The organism is Saccharothrix espanaensis DSM 44229 (assembly GCF_000328705.1).
GTDB lineage: Bacteria > Actinomycetota > Actinomycetes > Mycobacteriales > Pseudonocardiaceae > Actinosynnema > Actinosynnema espanaense.
In genome coordinates, this window is record NC_019673.1 from 76,818 (window position 1) to 95,334 (window position 18,517).

General features: G+C 71.8%; 20 protein-coding genes and 1 tRNA gene. 13 read left to right on the forward strand and 8 right to left on the reverse strand.

What is annotated here, in order from left to right:
- Positions 1-585: 585 nt before the first annotated feature.
- The 4 genes from BN6_RS46410 to BN6_RS00365 form a co-directional block, all read right to left on the reverse strand.
- Entirely contained in the window at positions 586-993 is a 408-nt protein-coding gene (locus tag BN6_RS46410; RefSeq protein ID WP_158509332.1) for a hypothetical protein, read from the reverse strand.
- Positions 994-1,088: 95 nt separating this feature from the next.
- Positions 1,089-1,517, reverse strand: coding sequence for an OsmC family protein (locus tag BN6_RS00355; protein WP_015097521.1), 429 nt, complete (start codon positions 1,515-1,517; stop codon positions 1,089-1,091).
- A 146-nt stretch (positions 1,518-1,663) separates the two neighbouring features.
- Positions 1,664-1,736, reverse strand: a tRNA-Gly gene (locus BN6_RS00360).
- A gap of 27 nt (positions 1,737-1,763) precedes the next feature.
- Positions 1,764-2,162 (reverse strand): DUF7674 family protein, encoded by a 399-nt coding sequence (locus tag BN6_RS00365; protein ID WP_015097522.1) that lies wholly within the window; start codon positions 2,160-2,162, stop codon positions 1,764-1,766.
- Between the two features lie 248 nt (positions 2,163-2,410).
- Here BN6_RS00365 and BN6_RS00370 point away from each other — a divergent pair, with 248 nt between their 5' ends.
- From BN6_RS00370 to BN6_RS00385, 4 genes are all read left to right on the forward strand, one after another.
- Complete coding sequence (locus BN6_RS00370) at positions 2,411-3,751, forward strand: sigma-70 family RNA polymerase sigma factor (RefSeq protein ID WP_015097523.1); 1,341 nt, start codon at positions 2,411-2,413, stop codon at positions 3,749-3,751.
- Between the two features lie 98 nt (positions 3,752-3,849).
- Positions 3,850-4,284 (forward strand): hypothetical protein, encoded by a 435-nt coding sequence (locus tag BN6_RS00375; RefSeq protein ID WP_015097524.1) that lies wholly within the window; start codon positions 3,850-3,852, stop codon positions 4,282-4,284.
- A 136-nt stretch (positions 4,285-4,420) separates the two neighbouring features.
- The gene (locus tag BN6_RS00380) at positions 4,421-5,284 is read left to right on the forward strand and encodes an Fpg/Nei family DNA glycosylase (protein ID WP_015097525.1); all 864 of its coding nucleotides are present in this window, start codon (positions 4,421-4,423) and stop codon (positions 5,282-5,284) included.
- 326 nt (positions 5,285-5,610) lie between these two features.
- Positions 5,611-6,870 (forward strand): sensor histidine kinase, encoded by a 1,260-nt coding sequence (locus BN6_RS00385; protein ID WP_015097526.1) that lies wholly within the window; start codon positions 5,611-5,613, stop codon positions 6,868-6,870.
- Between the two features lie 179 nt (positions 6,871-7,049).
- Here BN6_RS00385 and BN6_RS47325 read toward each other — a convergent pair whose 3' ends face one another.
- Positions 7,050-7,220 (reverse strand): hypothetical protein, encoded by a 171-nt coding sequence (locus BN6_RS47325; RefSeq protein WP_015097527.1) that lies wholly within the window; start codon positions 7,218-7,220, stop codon positions 7,050-7,052.
- Between the two features lie 55 nt (positions 7,221-7,275).
- Here BN6_RS47325 and BN6_RS00390 point away from each other — a divergent pair, with 55 nt between their 5' ends.
- The 4 genes from BN6_RS00390 (at position 7,276) to BN6_RS00405 (ending at position 11,278) form a co-directional block, all read left to right on the forward strand.
- Complete coding sequence (locus tag BN6_RS00390; protein ID WP_015097528.1) at positions 7,276-8,142, forward strand: S49 family peptidase; 867 nt, start codon at positions 7,276-7,278, stop codon at positions 8,140-8,142.
- A gap of 63 nt (positions 8,143-8,205) precedes the next feature.
- Positions 8,206-9,060, forward strand: a complete 855-nt coding sequence (locus BN6_RS00395) for a LytR/AlgR family response regulator transcription factor (RefSeq protein WP_015097529.1) — start codon at positions 8,206-8,208, stop codon at positions 9,058-9,060.
- Positions 9,057-9,497 carry a hypothetical protein gene (locus BN6_RS00400; RefSeq protein WP_015097530.1) on the forward strand — a complete coding sequence of 147 codons (441 nt, stop codon included), beginning with the start codon at positions 9,057-9,059 and terminating at the stop codon, positions 9,495-9,497. The genes BN6_RS00395 and BN6_RS00400 overlap by 4 nt, the downstream gene beginning before the upstream one ends.
- Positions 9,494-11,278, forward strand: a complete 1,785-nt coding sequence (locus BN6_RS00405) for a sodium/solute symporter (protein ID WP_015097531.1) — start codon at positions 9,494-9,496, stop codon at positions 11,276-11,278. Before BN6_RS00400 ends, BN6_RS00405 begins: the two co-directional genes overlap by 4 nt.
- A 230-nt stretch (positions 11,279-11,508) precedes the next feature.
- Here BN6_RS00405 and BN6_RS00410 read toward each other — a convergent pair whose 3' ends face one another.
- Positions 11,509-12,429: an Lrp/AsnC family transcriptional regulator gene (locus BN6_RS00410; RefSeq protein WP_015097532.1), complete on the reverse strand. Its 921-nt coding sequence runs from the start codon at positions 12,427-12,429 to the stop codon at positions 11,509-11,511.
- Positions 12,430-12,911: 482 nt separating this feature from the next.
- Between BN6_RS00410 and BN6_RS00415 the strand changes: the two genes are divergently transcribed.
- Together BN6_RS00415 and BN6_RS00420 are read left to right on the forward strand one after the other, a co-directional pair.
- A complete protein-coding gene (locus tag BN6_RS00415; RefSeq protein ID WP_041311515.1) occupies positions 12,912-13,268 on the forward strand; it encodes a DUF485 domain-containing protein in 357 nt (118 codons plus the stop codon).
- Positions 13,265-14,851: a solute symporter family protein gene (locus BN6_RS00420; RefSeq protein ID WP_015097534.1), complete on the forward strand. Its 1,587-nt coding sequence runs from the start codon at positions 13,265-13,267 to the stop codon at positions 14,849-14,851. Before BN6_RS00415 ends, BN6_RS00420 begins: the two co-directional genes overlap by 4 nt.
- On the opposite strand, the gene BN6_RS00425 is transcribed toward BN6_RS00420, so the two are convergent.
- Positions 14,848-15,621: a helix-turn-helix domain-containing protein gene (locus BN6_RS00425; RefSeq protein WP_015097535.1), complete on the reverse strand. Its 774-nt coding sequence runs from the start codon at positions 15,619-15,621 to the stop codon at positions 14,848-14,850. The two genes, BN6_RS00420 and BN6_RS00425, sit on opposite strands and share 4 nt — an antisense overlap.
- 144 nt (positions 15,622-15,765) lie before the next feature.
- Between BN6_RS00425 and BN6_RS00430 the strand changes: the two genes are divergently transcribed.
- The 3 genes from BN6_RS00430 to BN6_RS00440 all read left to right on the forward strand — a co-directional run bounded on the left by BN6_RS00430 (position 15,766) and on the right by BN6_RS00440 (position 18,031).
- Positions 15,766-16,668 (forward strand): hypothetical protein, encoded by a 903-nt coding sequence (locus BN6_RS00430; RefSeq protein WP_015097536.1) that lies wholly within the window; start codon positions 15,766-15,768, stop codon positions 16,666-16,668.
- A gap of 120 nt (positions 16,669-16,788) precedes the next feature.
- Positions 16,789-17,127, forward strand: a complete 339-nt coding sequence (locus BN6_RS00435) for a rhodanese-like domain-containing protein (protein WP_015097537.1) — start codon at positions 16,789-16,791, stop codon at positions 17,125-17,127.
- 1 nt (position 17,128) lies between these two features.
- Positions 17,129-18,031 carry a DUF4328 domain-containing protein gene (locus BN6_RS00440; RefSeq protein WP_015097538.1) on the forward strand — a complete coding sequence of 301 codons (903 nt, stop codon included), beginning with the start codon at positions 17,129-17,131 and terminating at the stop codon, positions 18,029-18,031.
- A gap of 74 nt (positions 18,032-18,105) precedes the next feature.
- Here BN6_RS00440 and BN6_RS46415 read toward each other — a convergent pair whose 3' ends face one another.
- Positions 18,106-18,477, reverse strand: coding sequence for a superantigen-like protein SSL4 (locus BN6_RS46415; protein ID WP_015097539.1), 372 nt, complete (start codon positions 18,475-18,477; stop codon positions 18,106-18,108).
- Positions 18,478-18,517: the final 40 nt, after the last annotated feature.

Sequence of the window (18,517 nt, forward strand, 5' to 3'; positions counted from 1 at the left end):
ACCGGCACGGACTTCACCGGCACGGGCGTGACCGGCGGTGCCGCCGGCACCACCTCCGCCACGGGCTCCTCCACCGGGACCGCCGGGGTGAACAAGCCGCGCGCCGAATCCGCCGCGACCGGCTCCACGACCGGCTCGGCCGGCGGGGACAGGACTCCCGCCATCGGGGCGGGCGTCACCGCGTCCACCGGTGCGGCCTCGACGCCCGGCGTGGCGACGGCTCTGGCGTCGACCACGCCGTCAGCCGGTCCGGGCGCCGCCGGGGCCGGCTTCGGGACGCCGTTCGGGACGGCCTTCGGGACGGCTTGGGCCGGCGCGGCACCGAGGGTGCCCGACCGCGAGGCCGGAGCCGGGATGGTGCCCGCCACGCCCGCCACGGAGGTCCGTTCGGCGGTCGCCACCGCCGAGGTGGACAGCGGCCTGGGTGCCGCGACAAGGCGGCTGCGGGTGGCAACGTGCGGCATGCGGAGGGTCGGCGCTTCGTTGCTCGGCTGGGACTTGTTCTGCGGGGACTGGTCAGGCTCCTGGCTGAACGTCACACCGGGATCTTGCCAAAACACGCTGAGTGAGTCAGTGGCAGGTGAATCAGCAGAAGATCAACCCACACGGCCTGGTGGTCGTCGTGGTGGTTCGGGATGTCGTAGTCGTGGGCCGCGTGGTGGTGGTCGTCGGCCTGGTGGTCGTGCTCGCGGTGGTGGTCACGGCGGTGGTGGTCGTCGTCGTGCCGCTGCCCGTCGTCGTGGTGGTCGTGCTCGACGCCGCCGTGGTCGTCGTCGTGGTGCTCGACCGCGTGCCGCCGGTGGCCGAGGCGGCGGTCGTGGTGGTCCGGCCGGGCTGCGAGCTGTTGGTCACCACGACGATGTGCGCGTCACCCACCGGTTGGACCGCCTGGGGCGCCTCGGTCATGGCCCCGTGGGCGAACAGGGCGGCGAGCACGGCACCGACCAACGCGCCGATCGCGAGCCGCGTCGAACCCCCCGCTGCGGTGAGCATTGGCCTTGAGTACCGGCATCCCCCAGGCGGGTCAAATCGTTCCCGGGTGATCGGTACCGGCTCGATACTCGTGATATCGAGCCGGTACCGGCGGTTCACCCCGCGAGTTCCGCGGTCAGCGTGATCGTGGTGCCGGTCAGCGCCTGGCTGACCGGGCAGTTCTTCTTCGCGGTCTCGGCGGCCTCGGCGAAACCGTCGGCGCTCAGGCCCGGCACGGTCGCCCGGACGGTCAGGTGGATGCCGGTGATGCCGGTGCCCGGCTGGAAGGTCACCTCGGCGGCGGTGTCGACCTGCGTCGGCGGGGTGCCCGCCTGGGCCAGGCCGTGCGAGAGCGCCATCGAGTAGCACGACGAGTGGGCCGCCGCGATGAGCTCCTCGGGGCTGGTCTTGCCGTTCGCCTCCTCGGCGCGCGACGGCCAGGACACCGCGTACGAGCCGATGCCGGACGACTCCAGCGTCACGGTGCCGCTGCCCTGGAGCAGGTTGCCTTCCCAGTGCGTGGTCGCCTTGCGGGTGGTGGCCATGGTGGTGGACTCCGTATCCAGAACGTCGGAAAAGCCTTCGCCGCCAACCTAACGGCGATCACCCGGCGACGCCCGACCCGGCCCGCCGGATCACACCCGGAAACGCCGAAAGGGCCCCGGAAATGTTCCGGAGCCCTTTCGGCGAGAGCGGATGACGAGACTCGAACTCGCGACCCTCACCTTGGCAAGGTGATGCGCTACCAACTGCGCTACATCCGCCTGACACGAAGAACTATAGACCACGCCTCACACCGCATTGCGACCGGGGGGTGGTGTCGCCCCCAGCAACTGGTCTACCTCGGACAACCGCTCCGCGGGCCAGCGCCACTCCCACAGCGGCCGCACCTTGTCCACGACCTCGGCCGGCAACCAGGGCGCCACCTCGTCGCGCAGCTCCCACTCGTCGAACACGTGCTCGTAGAAGCTGACCACCGACGCGTTGGCCAGGAACTGCTCCGGCTGCTGGAAGCACCAGTGCGCGAAGCCGTAGACGCGGCCCAGCACGTCGTCGTCACCGGCCCGGTGCGCCTCGGCCGCGAGTTGCCACAACTCCGACAGGAACACGTGACAGGACCACGACTCGCGCTCGACGACCGCGCTCAGTTCGGGGAGGAGGGCCGAAGCCCTTGTGCGCCAATCGCCCACGAGGCGGGACCCTACCGGTCGAACGGCCCAACGCGGCGGGGCCGCCCACCAGCTGACGCCTACCCGTAACCGGTCCGTCACCGAGTGCTAGCAGTGGGCGTTGGGATACCCAGAGTGGTCCCCTGCTCCGAACGGCCCACGCCGACTGTCGGGTCTTCGGTATCGGGTCGCTATCACTTCGGGGCGCGACCACCCGGTTGTGGCATCTTGACCTCGGACCACAGTGCGGGCGGGAGGTGCCGGGCGGGATGGCCGGAGATGCCGATTTCGACCGGGAACTGCTCGCCAGGGTGCGGTCCGGCGACGACTCGGCGTTCGGGGAGCTGTTCTCCCGGCACGCCGACGCGGTCCGGAGGTTCGCCCTCCGGCACGTCCGTGAACACGCCGAGGCCGACGACCTGACCGCCGAGGCGTTCTTCCGCGTCCTGCAGGCGATCCGCCGCGGCACCGGGCCGACCGACCACGTGCGCACCTACCTGCTGACCGTCGCCCGCCGCGTCGCGTGGGAGTGGAGCGGTCGGCGGCGGGACGTGCCGGTGGAGGACGAGGAGCTGTCCCGCCGGGTCGAGCCGTTCCCGGACGCCACCGCCGCGCGCCCCGAGCACGCGCTGATCTCGCGGGCGTTCACCAGCCTCCCGGAGCGCTGGCGGACCGTGCTGTGGCAGGTCGAGGTGGAGGGCGAGCGGCCCGCCGCCGTCGCGCCCAGCTTCGGCCTGAGCCCCAACGCGATGGCCGCCCTGGCCCGGCGGGCCCGCGAAGGGCTGCGCGCCGCCTACCTCCAGGCGCACCTGGCGGAGGACGTCGGGCCGCGCGCGTGCAGCTCCGTGGTCGCCAAGCTCGGCAACTACACCGCCGGCGGCGTCCAGGGCGCGGAGCAGCGGCGCATCCGCAAGCACCTGCAGACCTGCTCCTCCTGCAACTCGCTGCACGCCGAGCTGACCGAGGTGTGCTCGACGCTGCGGGCGCACGCGGCGAGCATCGCCGTGCCGGTCGCCGCGACCGCCCTGTTCGGCACCGCCGCGCTGGGCCAGGCCGTGCTGGGTCAGGCGGCGCTGGGCAAGGCGGCCTGGCTCACCGGCCGGGTCAAGCTGGCGCTCGCGGCGTCCGCGTCGGCCGTCGCGGTCGGCCTGTTCGGGGTGATCGCGGGCTCGTTCACCGGCGCACCCGGGCCGGCCCTGGTCGACGCCTCCCCGGACACCCCGAACGGCAGCGACGTGCTGGAGCTGCGCTCCACCGCGCCGACCGTCACCGGGTGGCCGACCAGCGAGACCTCCCCGGAACCGCCGCCGGCGCGGGAGCAGGTCGAGCACACCCGCGCGGCGGTCCGCGCGACCACCACCCAGCCGGCCAAGCCCGCCACGACGACGACGCGGGCGTCCGAGGCCGGGTCGGTGTCCGCCCCGGCCACGACGACCCGTGAGCTGCGGCTGTTCCAAGAGCCCGTGGACGACACCCAGACGTCCGCGACGACCACCTCCGAGACGCCGACGGCCCTGGTCGAAACCACCACGACCACCCCCGCCACGCCGACGGTCACCCCCACCACGGTGACGCTGCACCCGACGCCGAGCGCGCTCGAACCCTCCTGATCACGGGCCGCGACCACCGGGTTCACCCACTGGTTGCAAGGGTTTGCCGGTAGCGTTGAGGCCGCTGAGTGATCGTTCGACGCCTGAGGAGCACGGTGATGACGCGGCTGGTGCGCGGTGCGGACGGCCGGATGTGGACGGTGCGCAGCCAGATCGAGTGGCGCAACCCGTCCGCCGACGCCGACTTCGAGCACGACGTGAGCGGCGGCCACGGGCCGGGCGTGCTCATGCTGGCGCTCGTGGTGGTGATGGGCGTGATCCTGGTCGCCTGGACGCCCCAGGAGGTCGTCGTCCCGGCGTGGCTGATCTTCGCCCTGGTCCTGGTGTTCCTGTTCTTCCCGGCCCGGTGGGCGGTGCGCCGGCCGTGGCTGGTGGCGGCCGAGGCGAAGAAGACCGACGAGCTGCCGCCGGAGCGCTGGGTGGGGTCCGTGCGCGGGTTCCTGACCGTGCGCAACGAGGTCTCCAACGTGGCCCGCAAGATCGAGATGTACTCCCTGCCGGACCTCGACGGCCCGCTGCAACCGGTCGACTGACGCCCGCCGCCCGACTCCCCTCCGGCCGCGTTCACCGACCCGCCCGGCTCGGGACGACTCCCCGGTCGGCCCCTGGTCGACTCCCGGTCGGCCCGGTTGGGTCGACTGATCGGGTTTCGCGGGCGACACTGGTCCGGTGCCGGAACTACCCGAGGTCGAGGCGCTGGCCGACCACCTGCGCGAGCACGCCGTCGGGCGTGTCGTGCACCGGGTCGACGTGGCGTCGTTGCAGGTCTTGAAGACTTTCACGCCGCCGTGGACCGATCTGCAAGGTCGGACGGTGACCGGCGCGGGCCGGCACGGCAAACACCTGGACCTGGACTGCGACGGGCTGCACCTGATCGTGCACCTGGCGCGGGCCGGCTGGCTGAGGTGGTCCGACACGATGTCGGCGGCCCCGCTCAAGCCCGGCAAGGGGCCGCTGGCGCTGCGCGTGCACCTGGGGCCGCCGGGGCAGGGGCCGGGGTTCGACCTGACCGAGGCGGGCACCAAGAAGGGGCTCGCGGCGTGGGTGACCACCGACCCGCGGACCGTGCCGGGCATCGCCCGGTTGGGGCCGGACGCGTTGTCGGTGTCGCGGGCGCGGCTGGAGGAGCTGTTCGCGGGCCGTGCGGAGCGGCTGAAGACGGCGCTGACGGACCAGACGCTCATGGCCGGGGTGGGCAACGCCTACTCGGACGAGATCATGCACACGGCCCGCCTGTCGCCTTATGCGACGGCGGGGAAGTTGAACGCCGAGGCGCTGGACCGGTTGCACGAGGCGTTGATCGGGGTGCTGACGGACGCCGTGGCGCGGTCCGTGGGGCAGTCCGCGGCGCGGCTGAAGGGTGAGAAGCGGTCCGGGCTTCGGGTGCACGCGCGCAACGGGCTGCCGTGCCCGGTGTGCGGGGACACGGTGCGCGAGGTGTCGTTCGCCGACAAGGCGTTCCAGTACTGCCCGACCTGCCAGACCGGCGGCAAGCCGCTGGCCGACCGCCGGATGTCCCGCCTGCTCAAGTAAGCCGCCCTCAGCAGTGAGCTGCCCTCAGCAGCAAGTGCGGCCTCCGCAGCCGTCCCGCCGGGTGCGAAGAGTGACCGATCAGGTGACAAGTCACCCGATGGGGAAGGTATGCACCCGTACCCGGTCGCACAGCGCGTGTCCGAAGCGTCCGACCGACCGTCCGAACAGCGCAGCGGAAACCGCCCGACGGCCCGCAGTGGTTCCATCGAGCAGGTGTAGGGACCGACTCAGGGTGTGCCTAACGCCACCGAGCGGAGGTGAATTCATCGGATGTCTACTCGATCCGGTGGACAACCCCTTGCTTAGAGGCCACTGGACGGCACAGCATGGACGCCGTGCGTGACCTCCTGACCGAGCGCGCGGTGCTCGGTGTCATCGCGACCTTGGCCGTGCTGGGCCTCTTCGTGATGCTGTGCCGTGCCCGACGGGTGAGCACGTCGGTCGAAGACGCCGTGATGGACATGCTGCACCGGATGTCCAAGGCGTCCGCCGACCTGCGAGAAGGGCTCACGCAGGACGCGGCGGACAAGGCCACACCCCACCTGCGGGAGATGCTGCGGTGCGTCGCGGTCGGGATCACCGACCACGAGGGCACGCTGCTGTCGTGGGACGGCGGTGCCAACGACCACTACGAGTTCCTGCGGACCTACATCGAGCGGGCGATCGGCGAGTGCCACAAGGAGCACGTCGAACACCGGAAGCTCGACTGCGAGCTGCCCGGCCCGTGCTCGCTGCACTCGGCGGTGATCGTGCCGCTGATCGTCGAGTCCGAGGTCGCCGGGACGTTGATCGTGGTCAGCGGCGTGGCGAACAAGCGGCAGATCCGGATGGCGGAGGAGACCGCCAGGTTCGTCTCCACGCAGCTGGAGCTGGAAGTGCTGCAGAAGTCCCGGCAGGCGCTGGCACAGGCCGAGGTCCGGGCGCTGCGCGCGCAGATCTCGCCGCACTTCGTGTACAACGCGCTGAACACGATCTCGTCGCTGATCAGGACGGACCCGTCGCACGCGCGGGAGCTGCTCCAGGAGTTCGCCGAGTTCACCCGGTACTCGTTCCGGACCGACGGCTTCTTCACGACGTTGGCCGACGAGCTCACCAACATCCACCGCTACCTGACCATCGAGCAGGCGCGGTACGGCCCGCGGCTCAACGTCAGGTTGAAGATCGCCCCCGAGGTGCTCCAGGTGGTCCTGCCGTTCCTGGTCCTGCAACCGCTGGTGGAGAACGCGGTCCGGCACGGCCTGGCGAAGAAGCCGGGCGGCGGCCTGCTGACGATCATCGCCGAGGACAACGGCGCGGAAGCCCTGATCTCGGTCGAGGACGACGGCCTCGGCATGGACCCGGACCGCCTGTTCGAAGACCTGAAGGACAGCCACCAGACCGGCGCCCACGTGGGTCTGGGCAACATCAACCACCGGATGAGGGCGGTCTTCGGCGACGACTACGCCCTGGTCGTCGAGACCGCGCCGGACGCCGGCATGAAGATCATCCTGAAGGTGCCCAAGTACTCGCCGGGTGTCCGCACCAACCTGCCGCTGGTTCCCCACAAACTGGAGGAGACCTCGGAACAGCCGGCCATACGCGCCTGACCAGCGGGTGTGCGTGATCACCTGTCGGTGGCGAACGCGGACCTGCGGCGGTGGTGGCGAACCCGGTCCTGGCGGGTCCATCGCGACGCGTGCCGCAGTGGCGACACTCGGCCCGTGCGGCGTGCGGCTCGGGTGGTGTTCGTTCGGTGGTGTGGCGTTCGGCTCGCGGGGTCGGCCTGTCAGGGGGCGGCGGCGACGGCCAGGGTGGTCACCAGCATCACCGCGCACACCGACCACACGATCCACATCCAGTAGATGTGCATGGAGGTCGGGCCGTCCGCGTTCTGCCGGCCTCGGTCGTCCCACCACTCGACGTACCGCTCCAGCCACCGGATCGGGTTGAACGTCACCGGCCGATGTTAGCTCCGCCACCCTCGTTTTCGACCTCCGACGTAAGGTCGACGCATGAGCGTGACGGACAAGATCGCCGCCCGGCTGCCCAAGATCGTCAGTGACCGCGCCGAGCGCGGGCCGGTCGTCGCCGCCGTGCGGTTGCACGGGGTGATCACGCCCACCCCGACGCCCATGGCGCGCAACACGATCAGCATGCAGACCGTCGAGAGCGCGCTGACCCGCGCGTTCGACCACGACCGGCTGGTCGCGGTCGCGTTGCTGATCAACTCGCCGGGGGGTGCGCCGACGCAGTCCGCGCTGATCGCCGAGCGGATCCGCGAGCTGGCCGCCAAGAAGCGGGTTCCGGTGCTGGCGTTCTGCGAGGACCTCGCGGCGTCCGGTGGCTACTGGCTGGCCTGCGCGGCGGACGAGGTCTTCGCGCACGGGACGTCGCTGGTCGGGTCGATCGGCGTGGTGAGCGCGGGGTTCGGGCTCGACGGGCTGTTGCAGCGGCACGGGATCGAGCGGCGGGTGTTCACCGCCGGGGAGCACAAGGTGCGGCTCGACCCGTTCCAGCCGGTCAAGGCCGAGGACGTCGAGTGGCTCAAGGGGTTGCACGTCGACCTGCACGCGCAGTTCACCGCCTGGGTGCGGGAGCGGCGCGGGCCGAAGCTCACCGGGTCCGACGAGGAGCTGTTCACCGGCGAGATCTGGACCGGTTCGCAGGCTCGCGACCTGGGCCTGGTGGACGGGATCGGCACGTTGCGCTCGGTCGTCGCCAAGCGCTACCCGGACGCCGAGATCGCGGTCGCGGAACCCCGCCGCCCGCTGCTCGCCCGCCTCGGGCTCGCCGGCAGCACCACCCGATCGGGGGACTTCGTACCGGCCGCGCTGGCCGCGTTGGAGGAGCGGGCACGCTGGTCGCGATTCGGGTTGTAGCGCGGTCCGAGGTCACGGTCGGCGTCGACTCCCCCTACCCCACGTAGACACAGACCGGCGTAAATGGGCAAGATGCGCGGCACAGTGAGCACCCACGACAACACCGGCCTCCTCGTTCTGGCGGTGGACGACGAGGCACCCGGTCTGAGCGAGATCAAGTATCTGCTCGAGAGCAGCCCGCACATTCGGCGCGTGCTGACCGCCTTCGACGCCGCCGAGGCCCTGCGCATCCTCCGGGGCGACTACGACCCCGAGGTGATGGAGCGCACCAAGGCCGGCCTGCCGCCGGTCGACGCGGTGTTCGCCGACATCAACATGCCGGGGCTCAGCGGCACGGACCTGGCGCGCGTGCTGGGCGCCTTCCGCGCGCCGCCGGCGCTGGTGTTCGTGACGGGCGTGGAGCACTCGGAGGCGGTGGTGGCCTTCGAGGTCGGCGCGCTGGACTTCGTGACCAAGCCGATCAACGAGGACCGCATCAACAAGGCGATCTCGCGGGTGGTGGACCGGGTGGCGGTGACGCCCGCGGTCACGCCCGAGCCGGTGGCGCAGGAGCCGACCGACGACGAGGTCATCCCGGTCGAGCTGGGTGGCACCATCAAGCTCGTGCCCCGGGCCAGCGTCCGCTACGTCGAAGCGCAGGGCGACTACGCGCGCCTGCACACCAGCGACGGCCAGAGCCACCTGGTGCGGATCCCGCTCGCCCAACTGGAGGAACGGTGGGAGAACGCGGGTTTCGTCCGCATCCACCGCTCCTTCCTGGTGGCGCTGCCGCTGGTGACCGAGCTGCGGATGACCTCGAACGGCTACGCGGTGGTGATCGGCTCCGGCGAGGGCGCCAAGGAGCTGCCGGTGAGCCGGCGGCACACCCGTGAGCTGAAGGAGCGGATCGTCCGGCCGCCCAAGAGCAGTTGGGGATGAGCAAGCACTCCGGCCCGCCGGGGCAGCCCGACCAGCCGCAGCCCGGGGAGCGGGATGCCTGGCTGTCGGTGGCGGCGCGCAAGAACCGCCGCCGGCGGGTGGTGCTGGCCGATCCGCGCGGCCGGGGCCGGGTGCTGCGCACGATCATCGAGCTGGAGGAGCAGACCAGCGTCGGCGAGAAGCTGATCCGCGACCTGATCAGGCAGCAGCTCAAGACCGCGTTCCTGCTCGGCGGCGGCACGCTGACCCTGCTCGCCCTGCTGCCGCTGGTGTTCTACTTCGTGCCCGCGCTGTCCGGCGTGGAGCTGGCGGGCGTGCGGCTGCCGTGGCTGATCCTCGGCGTCGTGCCGTTCCCGCTCTGCTACGCCGTGGGCTACGCGTACCGAAGACTCGCCGAACGCCACGAGCACGACTTCGTGAGCTCGGTGGACCGGTGATCCAGAACCTGTGGAGCCTGGGCCTGGTCGTGGTCGTCGCGGCGCTCACGTTCCTGCTGGGCTACGTGGGTTCGCGGCGCGCCAACACCACCCCGGACTTCCTGGTGGCGCGCCGGGCGATCCCGGCGACCCGCAACGCCGCGGCGATCTCCGGCGAGTACCTGTCGGCGGCGTCGTTCCTCGGGGTGGCCGGGCTGGTGCTCAAGGACGGCATCGACGCGCTCTGGTACCCGATCGGCTTCACCGCGGGCTACCTGGCGCTGATGCTGTTCGTCGCGGCCCCGCTGCGCCGCTCGGGCGCGTACACGCTGCCGGACTTCGCCGAGGCGCGGCTGGGGTCGACCAGCCTGCGCCGGGTGTGCACGTTCTTCGTGATCTGCATCGGCGTGCTGTACCTGGTGCCGCAGTTGCAGTCGGCGGGCTTGACGCTGAACACGATCACCGGGTTGCCGGCGTGGCTGGGCGGCGCGGTGGTGACGGTGATCGTGGTGGTGAACGTGCTGGGCGGCGGGATGCGGGCGATCACGCTGGTGCAGGCGTTCCAGTACTGGGGCAAGCTGTTCGCGATCGCCGCGCCGACGTTCGTGCTGTTCGCGGTGTTCCTGGGCGGGCCGGGCAACGGGGCGCGGTCGGTGGACGAGGCGGGCGTGCTGCGCTTCCACGAGGCCGTCACGGTCACCACGGCCGAGCAGGTGCGGGTGCAGGTGGTGGTGCCCATGGAGCTGTCGGCGACCGGCCAGGTCAACGGCGGGCGCGCGGACGGCGACGTGTACTGGACGCCCGGCACGTACACCATCGGCAAGGGCACGGTGCTGCGCTTCGAGCAGGACTCGCCGGTGCCGGTGGTGGACGACTCGCCGACCGACAACGAGAGCTGGCTGACCCCGCAGGCCGGTGGGCTGGGCGGGCTGTTCGAGACCTACTCGCTGATCTTCGCGACGTTCCTGGGCACGATGGGCCTGCCGCACGTCCTGGTGCGCTTCTACACGAACCCGGACGGCAAGGCGGCCCGCCGGACCGCGCTGCACGTGCTGTACCTGCTGGGCCTGTTCTACATCTTCCCGACGGTGCTGGGGGTCGTCTCGCGGCTGTACCTGCCGCAGTTGCTGGTGACCGGCAAGACCGACGCGGCGGTGCTGGTGCTGCCGTACACGATGCAGCCGAACCTGCTGGGCCAGGTGTTGGGCGCGATCGTGGCGGCGGGCGCGTTCGCGGCGTTCCTGTCGACGTCGTCGGGTCTGGTGGTGAGCGTGGCCGGGGTGGTGTCGACGGACATCCTGCCGGGCAAGGTGCGCGACTTCCGGTGGGCGACGGTGCTGACCGGCGCGGTGGCGATCGGGTTGGCGCTGCTGCTGCCGCGCGCGGACGCGTCGCTGACGGTGGCGATGTCGTTCGCGCTGGCCGCGTCGACGTTCTGCCCGTTGCTGGTGCTGGGGATCTGGTGGCGCGGGCTGACGTGGGTGGGCGCGGTGGCCGGTCTGGTGGTGGGCGGCGGGCTGGTGATCGGTTCGCAGGCGGTGACGGTGGTGAGCTCCTACACCGGCGGGTGGGCCCCGTCGGTGTTCTCGATGCCCGCGCTGGTGACGGTGCCGGCGTCGTTCCTGACGATGGTGATGATCAGCCGGTTGACCGGCCGGCGGCGGCCGGAGGACGTGAGCCAGATCCTGCTGCGGTTGCACGCGCCGGACCCGCTGGGGTTCATGCGGGACCGGGAGCAGCGGCCGGCACCCGAGCCGGAGCCGGCGGGCGACCGGCGGGACCCGCCCGCGCCGTGGGGCTAGCGCGGCGGTCCTCCGCGCCCGGTGGACCGCCGCGCCGTTGGTGGACGCGCCGCCGGGCACGGTCGGCAGCACGGTGGATCACCCGCTCCGACCAGGCTGATCGGGTCGGACGACGGTGTGTCGGGAACGTCCGGCCTGGTGTTAGCCAGATCGCGCGGAATCGCGCCCCAGGGCACTTCTGCCACCCGATCGAATGAAGTTCTGCCCCCTCGACACCGCCTGGTGACGGGTCAGCCGAGCGCTTTCACGGTCCGCAGCACGGGCGCGGTCTCGATCGCGGTGATGTGCTCGATGGTGCCGAGCCGGTCCACGAGGTACCGGTGCAGGGCGCGCGGTGTCGGGCAGAGGGCTTGCGCGGCGAGGTTGGTGGGGCCGGTGGTGGCCGCGACGAACGCCAGCTCCTCGTGCCGCGCCAGGGTCTTGGCCACGTGGTCGAGGTGCGCGGGCGGCACCGACAGCCACAGCATGGCGTGCGTGGTCGCGCCGAGCAGCGCCGAGTCGATCTCCACGTCGAAGAACACCGCGCCGCTCGCGGTCAGCGCGGTCAGCCGGCGGGCGACGGTGACCGGTGACCAGCCGGTGGCCTCGGCGAGCTCGGCCTGGCTGGTGCGGCCGTCGCGGCGCAGCGCGGCGAGCAGGGCGGCGTCGGTGTCGGCGAGCGGTTGGCCGTCCTGGGACCGGGGCGGGGTCAGCTTCGCGAGCTGGTGCGGTGTCAGGGCCTTCGCGCGGCCGTGCCACGCGGTCGGGCCGCCCAGGTACATGTGCAGCAGGTGGTGGGCGGACACCGAGGTGATGCTCGCGGTGCGCGGGATGTCCTGCACCAGCAGGGAGTCGCCGGTGATCAGCGCGGAGATCCCGGTGCCGCCGGAGGTGAGCTTCACCCACGAGGTGTCCGGTCGGCGGGCCAGCGATTCGGCGATGTCGCGGGCGGTGGCCGGGCTCGCGGTCAGCCGGATCAGCCAGCGCGACCCGTCGAGGTGGTCGGGGTCGGGCAGGCCGACGACCTTCAGCCCGGCTTCGGCGCGCAGCCTGCGGTAGCGCCGGGTCACCGTCTGGGTGGACACGCCGAGCACGGCCCCGATCCAGTTGAACGGCGCGCGGCCGTTCACGTGCAGCGCGTGCACCAGCGCACGATCCAGTTCATCCAGCACGATTCCGCATCCTAGGGCCCACCAGTGGAAGTTTTCCGAAGTCTGGCCGTAGCGACTGGAAGGAAATCGGGTCCACGCGGAGACTCGGCGGCACGGTCGGCGTAGTGCCCCTCAGGGGTGTGTTCTTCGCCACCGGCGTGGCCCCTGCGGGCCGGGTGGCGGTGGGCCTGCCTGCCCTCGCCGCTGGTGCCGTCGGGGCGCTGCGGCACCCGTTCAGACCTGCGGTTTAACCGCTCCGAGTAGGCATATTGCACGACCGGGTGACCTTCAAACCCTCGATCCGGTGACCGGATTGCTGATCATTCAGCAGGCTGCTCGTCTCAGCATTCCTACCGCTCATCGCATCACCCGACTGTTGAGCGCAAGTCCACGGACGGGGTCTTTCAGACGTGACCCACGTCTCCCTACGGTGCAGCGCGTATCTGAACGCACCGGGAGGGTCACGTGCCGTTCACACCGCCGACCAGCGCGAGGAGGGGATCATGAGCACCACCGAGAACACCTCGGACGGTCCGACCCCTGCCGGAGCGGCCCACGACTGGGTCGAAGTCCAGTCCGGCCCCGAATTCGTCGAGCTCCGCCGCAGGCTCCGCACCTTCGTGTTCCCCATGGCCGGGCTGTTCCTGGTCTGGTACCTCGTCTACGTCCTGCTCGCCGACTACGCGCACGACTTCATGTCGACCAAGGTGCTCGGCAACATCAACGTCGGCCTGATCCTCGGCCTGCTCCAGTTCGTGTCGACGTTCGCCATCACCACCCTCTACGTGCGCCACGCCAACAAGAACCTCGACCCCCGCGCGGAAGCACTCCGCGAGAAGCTCGAAGGGGGTCAGGCGTGAACAACAACGCCCTGCTCAACGTCGGCATCTTCGCGGTGTTCGTGGTCGCCACCCTGTTCGTGGTGATCCGGGCCAGCCGCAACACCAAGACCGCCGCCGACTACCTGGCCGCCGGCCGTGCGTTCACCGGTCCGCAGAACGGCATCGCGATCGCCGGCGACTACCTCTCCGCCGCGTCCTTCCTCGGCATCGCGGGCGCGATCGCGGTCTACGGCTACGACGGCTTCCTCTACTCGATCGGCTTCCTGGTCGCCTGGCTGGTGGCGCTGCTGCTGGTCGCGGAACTGCTGCGCAACACCGGCAAGTACACGATGGGCGACGTCCTGAGCTTCCGGATGCGGCAGCGCCCGGTCCGCGCCGCGGCGGCCACCTCGACCATGGCCGTGTCGTTCTTCTACCTGCTCGCGCAGATGGCGGGCGCGGGCGGCCTGGTCGCGCTGCTGCTCGGCATCGACGACAAGCTGGGCCAGGCCGCGGTGATCGCCGTCGTCGGCGCGCTGATGATCACCTACGTGCTGATCGGCGGCATGAAGGGCACCACCTGGGTGCAGATCATCAAGGCGGTGCTGCTGATCGTCGGCGCGGCCGTGATGACCCTGTGGGTGCTCGGCAAGTACGGCTTCAACCTCTCGTCGCTGCTCGGCGCGGCGGTCGACAACGCGCCCAAGGCCGGCGAGAAGCTGCTCGGCCCCGGGTTGCAGTACGGCGCGTCCGGGACGACCAAGCTGGACTTCCTGTCGCTGGCGCTGGCCCTGGTGCTCGGCACCGCCGGCCTGCCGCACATCCTGATGCGCTTCTACACCGTGCCCACGGCCAAGGAAGCCCGCCGCTCGGTGGTCTGGGCGATCTGGCTGATCGGCCTGTTCTACCTGCTCACCCTGGTGCTCGGCTACGGCGCGGCGGCGCTGGTCGGGCCGGACAAGATCCTCGGCGCGCCCGGCAAGGCCAACTCCGCGGCCCCGCTGCTCGCCGAGGCGCTGGGCGGGCCGCTGCTGCTGGGGCTGATCGCGGCGGTCGCGTTCGCCACGATCCTGGCGGTGGTGGCCGGGCTGACGATCACCGCTTCGGCGTCGTTCGCGCACGACATCTACGCCAACATCATCAAGAAGGGCGTCGCGGAGGACAAGGACGCCGAGGTCAAGGTGGCGCGTCGGACCGCCATCGTGATCGGCGTCGTGTCCATCCTCGGCGGCATCGCGGCCAACGGCCAGAACATCGCGTTCCTGGTGGCGCTGGCGTTCGCGGTGGCCGCGTCGGCGAACCTGCCGACCATCCTGTACTCGCTGTTCTGGAAGCGGTTCAACACCTCGGGCGCGCTGTGGTCGATCTACGGCGGTCTGGTCGTGACCATCACGCTGATCGTCCTGTCGCCGGCGGTGTCCGGGAAGCCGACGTCGATGTTCCCCAACGCGCACTTCGACCTGTTCCCGCTGTCCAACCCCGGCATCGTGTCGATCCCGGTGGCGTTCTTCCTCGGCTGGCTGGGCACCGTGCTGTCCAAGGAGAACGACAAGCGGAAGTACGCCGAGATGGAGGTCCGCGCGCTGACCGGCGTGGGCGCCGAGAAGGCGACCCGGCACTAGGCCCCGGGGTCCGCGCGCCCCGCCGGGACGCGCGGACCCCGTTCGGCCAGGAACCGGGTCGGCGTGCACCCGGCCAGGTCGCGGAAGTCCCGGCTCAGGTGCGCCTGGTCGCTGTACCCGCAGGCGTCGGCGACCCCGGCCAGCGGCCGGTCGGTGACCAGCAGCATCGACGCGGCCCGCTCGAACCGGGCGACCCGGCTCAGCCGGCGTGGCGAGCAGCCCACCTGCCGGCCGACCATCGCCGTCAGGTGCTGGCGGCTCCAGCCCAGCCGATCGGCCATCCCGGCCAGCGACAGGCGGGCGGTGGCGGGCCGGACCAGCTGCCACGCCGCCAGGAGCACTTCCGGCGCCGGTGCCGGCCCGACCTCCGCGCGGGCCGCCAACGCCCGGTCGAGCAGCGCGAACCGGCTCGGCCAGTCGCCCAGCCGCGCCAGTTCGCCCTCCAGCCGGTGCACCCACGAACCCCACAGGTCGACGAGCGGAACGACCTGCCCCGCCAGGTCGTTCACCGGCACGCCCGCCAGCCGGTACGCGCCCAGCACGGTCAGTTCGACGGCGATCGCGTGCTCGCGGTCGTGCGAGCCGAGCAGCCGAGCGCCCTCGACCCCCACGCTCAGGAACGACGGCAGGGCCGGCGACCGGTGCGGGTGCCCGAAGTCCAGGTACAGCAGCGGTCGCACGCTCGGCACCTGGAGCCGGCGCAGCGCCGGCCCGGTCAGCTCCGGCCCGCCGGCCCGGCGCACCACGACCGACCGCGTCCACGTCGTCACCAGTCCAGTCTGTTGTCCCCCAAGGCTTTCGGCAGCGGCCGAACGGCCGCACCGGCGGGCGTCAAACGTTCAAGACAGCACGCGGACACCGTCCGTAGCGTTCGGCGTCGACCGTTTCTCAAGGGGAGGAAGGACGTGGGGGACATGCAACGACGAAGACTGCTCGGCCTGCTCGCGGCCGGTGTCACCGCGCTGTCGGTGGCCGTCGCGGCACCGGGCACCGCCTCGGCGGCGGGCACTGTCGCGTTCCACAACGTGCAGGACGGGGACGCCACCTGGCAGGGCGCGTTCCCGTTCGACAGCGGCGGCAACGTCAGCCAGGTCGCGGCGGGCACGGTCGGCACCGACCTGCACGTGGTCACCGTGGCCGACGGGAACGTCTACCACCGGATCCGCTGGGGCGGCGGCTCGTGGACCAACCCCGTCGAGATCGACAGCGGCGGGGGCGTCACCCAGGTCGCGGTGGGCACGGTCGGGTCGCGCCTGCACGTGGCGACCGTGGCCGGGGGCAACGTCTACCACCGGTTCCGCTGGGACACCGGGTACTGGACCACCCCCAGCCTGATCGACGGCGGCGGGACCGTCGGCCAGGTCGCCATCGCGGGCATCGGCCCGATCCTGCACGTGGCCACGGTGGCCGGCGGGAACGTCTACCACCGGGTCCGGTGGGACGACGGTTCGTGGACGAGCCCCGGCCTGATCGACGGCGGCGGGAACGTCGGGCAGGTCGCGGTGGCCAGCACGGGCACGACCCTGCACGTGGCGACGCTGGCCGGCGGGAACGTGTACAACCGGGTCCGGTGGGACGACGGTTCGTGGACGAGCCCCGGTCTGCTCGACGGCGGCGGGAACGTCACCCAGCTCGCGCTCGGGGGCACCGACGGCCTGCTGGACGTGGCGACGGTGGCCGGCGGCAGCGTCTACCACCGCTGGCTGGACCGCGACGGCTGGTCGCCGCTGGTACTGGTCGACCCGGCCGGGCAGATCAAGCGGATCGCCGGTGCCACCACCAACACGAACCAGTTCCACCTGATCACGCTGATCTAGCGGGCGGGGACGAGGGCGGCGGCTGGTCGCCCTCGGCAGGCGCGGCTTCCCCCGTTCGGGGACGGGGGGAGTCGCGCCGCCTTATCCCACGCTTACCGGGCCGCATGGCAGCATGGACGCGTGACCGTTCCCAGCGTTGAAGTGTCGTCGGTACCGGCGGAGCTGCCCGAGGGCACAGTGCTGCTCGACGTCCGCGAGGCCGACGAGTGGGCGGCCGGCCACGCGCCGGGCGCGCTGCACATCCCGATGAGCGAGCTCGCGCAGCGGCTCGGCGACCTGCCCGGCGACAGCGAGTTCCTCGTGGTGTGCCGCGCCGGCGGCCGGTCCGCGAAGGTGACGCAGTACCTCAACGCCAACGGCTGGGACGCCACCAACGTCGACGGCGGGATGCAGGTGTGGGCGGCAGCGGGCCGGCCGCTGGTCGGAGAGGTCGACGGCGCGCAGCCGGAGGTCATCTGACATGGCGCTCCAGCCGATGCGGGTGGACTGGGTGGCGAGCCCGCCGCCCGGCGCCTACCCGCACCGTCGGCTGGCCGCGCCGCCGCGCCCGTACGGCGGCCCCCCGTCCTACCCGGTGCCGCCCCGGTGGGGTTTCCCGCTGCTGGCCTGGCGCTGGCCGACGTCGGTCGCCACGGACGCCAAGCCCGCCGACTCCGTCGACCAGGTGCAACGCCTGGCGCGCACCGCCTCGCACGTCCTCGCGCTGGCCGGCGTGATGGCGCTGTGGGCGGCCGGCAGCGAGGTCTGGCGGTACGTCCTGCTGCTGCTCAGCCGGCACGGCGCGCTGGCCGCCGGCACTGTCGACGTGTCCGACGCGATGGTCCGGGCGTCGTCCACCGTCGCGGCGGTGGCCGCCGCGGCCGGGCTGGTGCTCACCCTGCTGTGGCTGCGCCGGGCGCGAGGCGCGGCGGCGTCGGCCGCCGGCTACGGCCCGTCCCGGTCCGACCGCGAAGTGCTCGCCGGCGTGCTGGTCCCCGGCGTGAACCTGGTGGTGCCCGGCTCGATCGCGGCGGAGCTGGAACACGCCGCGCTGCGCCTGCCGGTCGACGCCCGGCCCCGGCCGTCGCGGCTGGTCCGCTGGTGGTGGGGGCTGTGGTCGTGCACCCTGCTGTTCACGGCGGGCACCATCGCGTGGTCGTTCCGGTCGAGCGTGCAGGCGCTGGCCGACGGCGTGCTGCTGCACGCGGTCGCCGACCTGCTGGCCGCCGCCGTGGCGATCCTGACCGCGGTGCTGGTGCGGCGGATCACGAGCCTGTTGCTGCCCGTGCCGACGAGCGCGTTGCGGCGGATGCGCGTGGTGGGCGTGAAAGACGCGCCGGAACCCGCGTTGCGCTCGGTCCGGGCGTCCGGTTCACCCCGCTAGAAGAGCTGCGTCGGGAATAACCGAAAAATCCCCCCGCCGGCCTTCCACGGTCGACGGGGGGATTTTTGCGGTTGTTACCGGGTCGGTGCGATCGTCGCGCCGGGGCTCGTCGTCACCGTGCTGGACGGGTGTTGCGGCTTGGTGGTGACCGTGCTGGACGGGTGTTCCGGCTTGGTCGTCACCGTGCTGGTCGGCTGCTCCGGCTTGGTGGTGACCGAGCTGCTCGGCTCGCTCGCACCGGGGCTGGTGGTGACCGTGCTGACCGGCGCTTCCGGGCTGGTCGTGACGGTCGACTCCGGCTTGGTGGTCACGCTGATCGGTGCGGGCACCGTCGGCGACGGGTCGGCCAGCGCGGTCACCGTGATGCCGCCGCCGGCCAGGACGCCGATCGCGACGGCGGTCGCCACCAGCGCGCGGCGGGAGCGTAGGGCGGTCGGGAAACGCATGGGAGATCCTCCTGGAGTCGGTGTCGCTGTTCCCATGCGG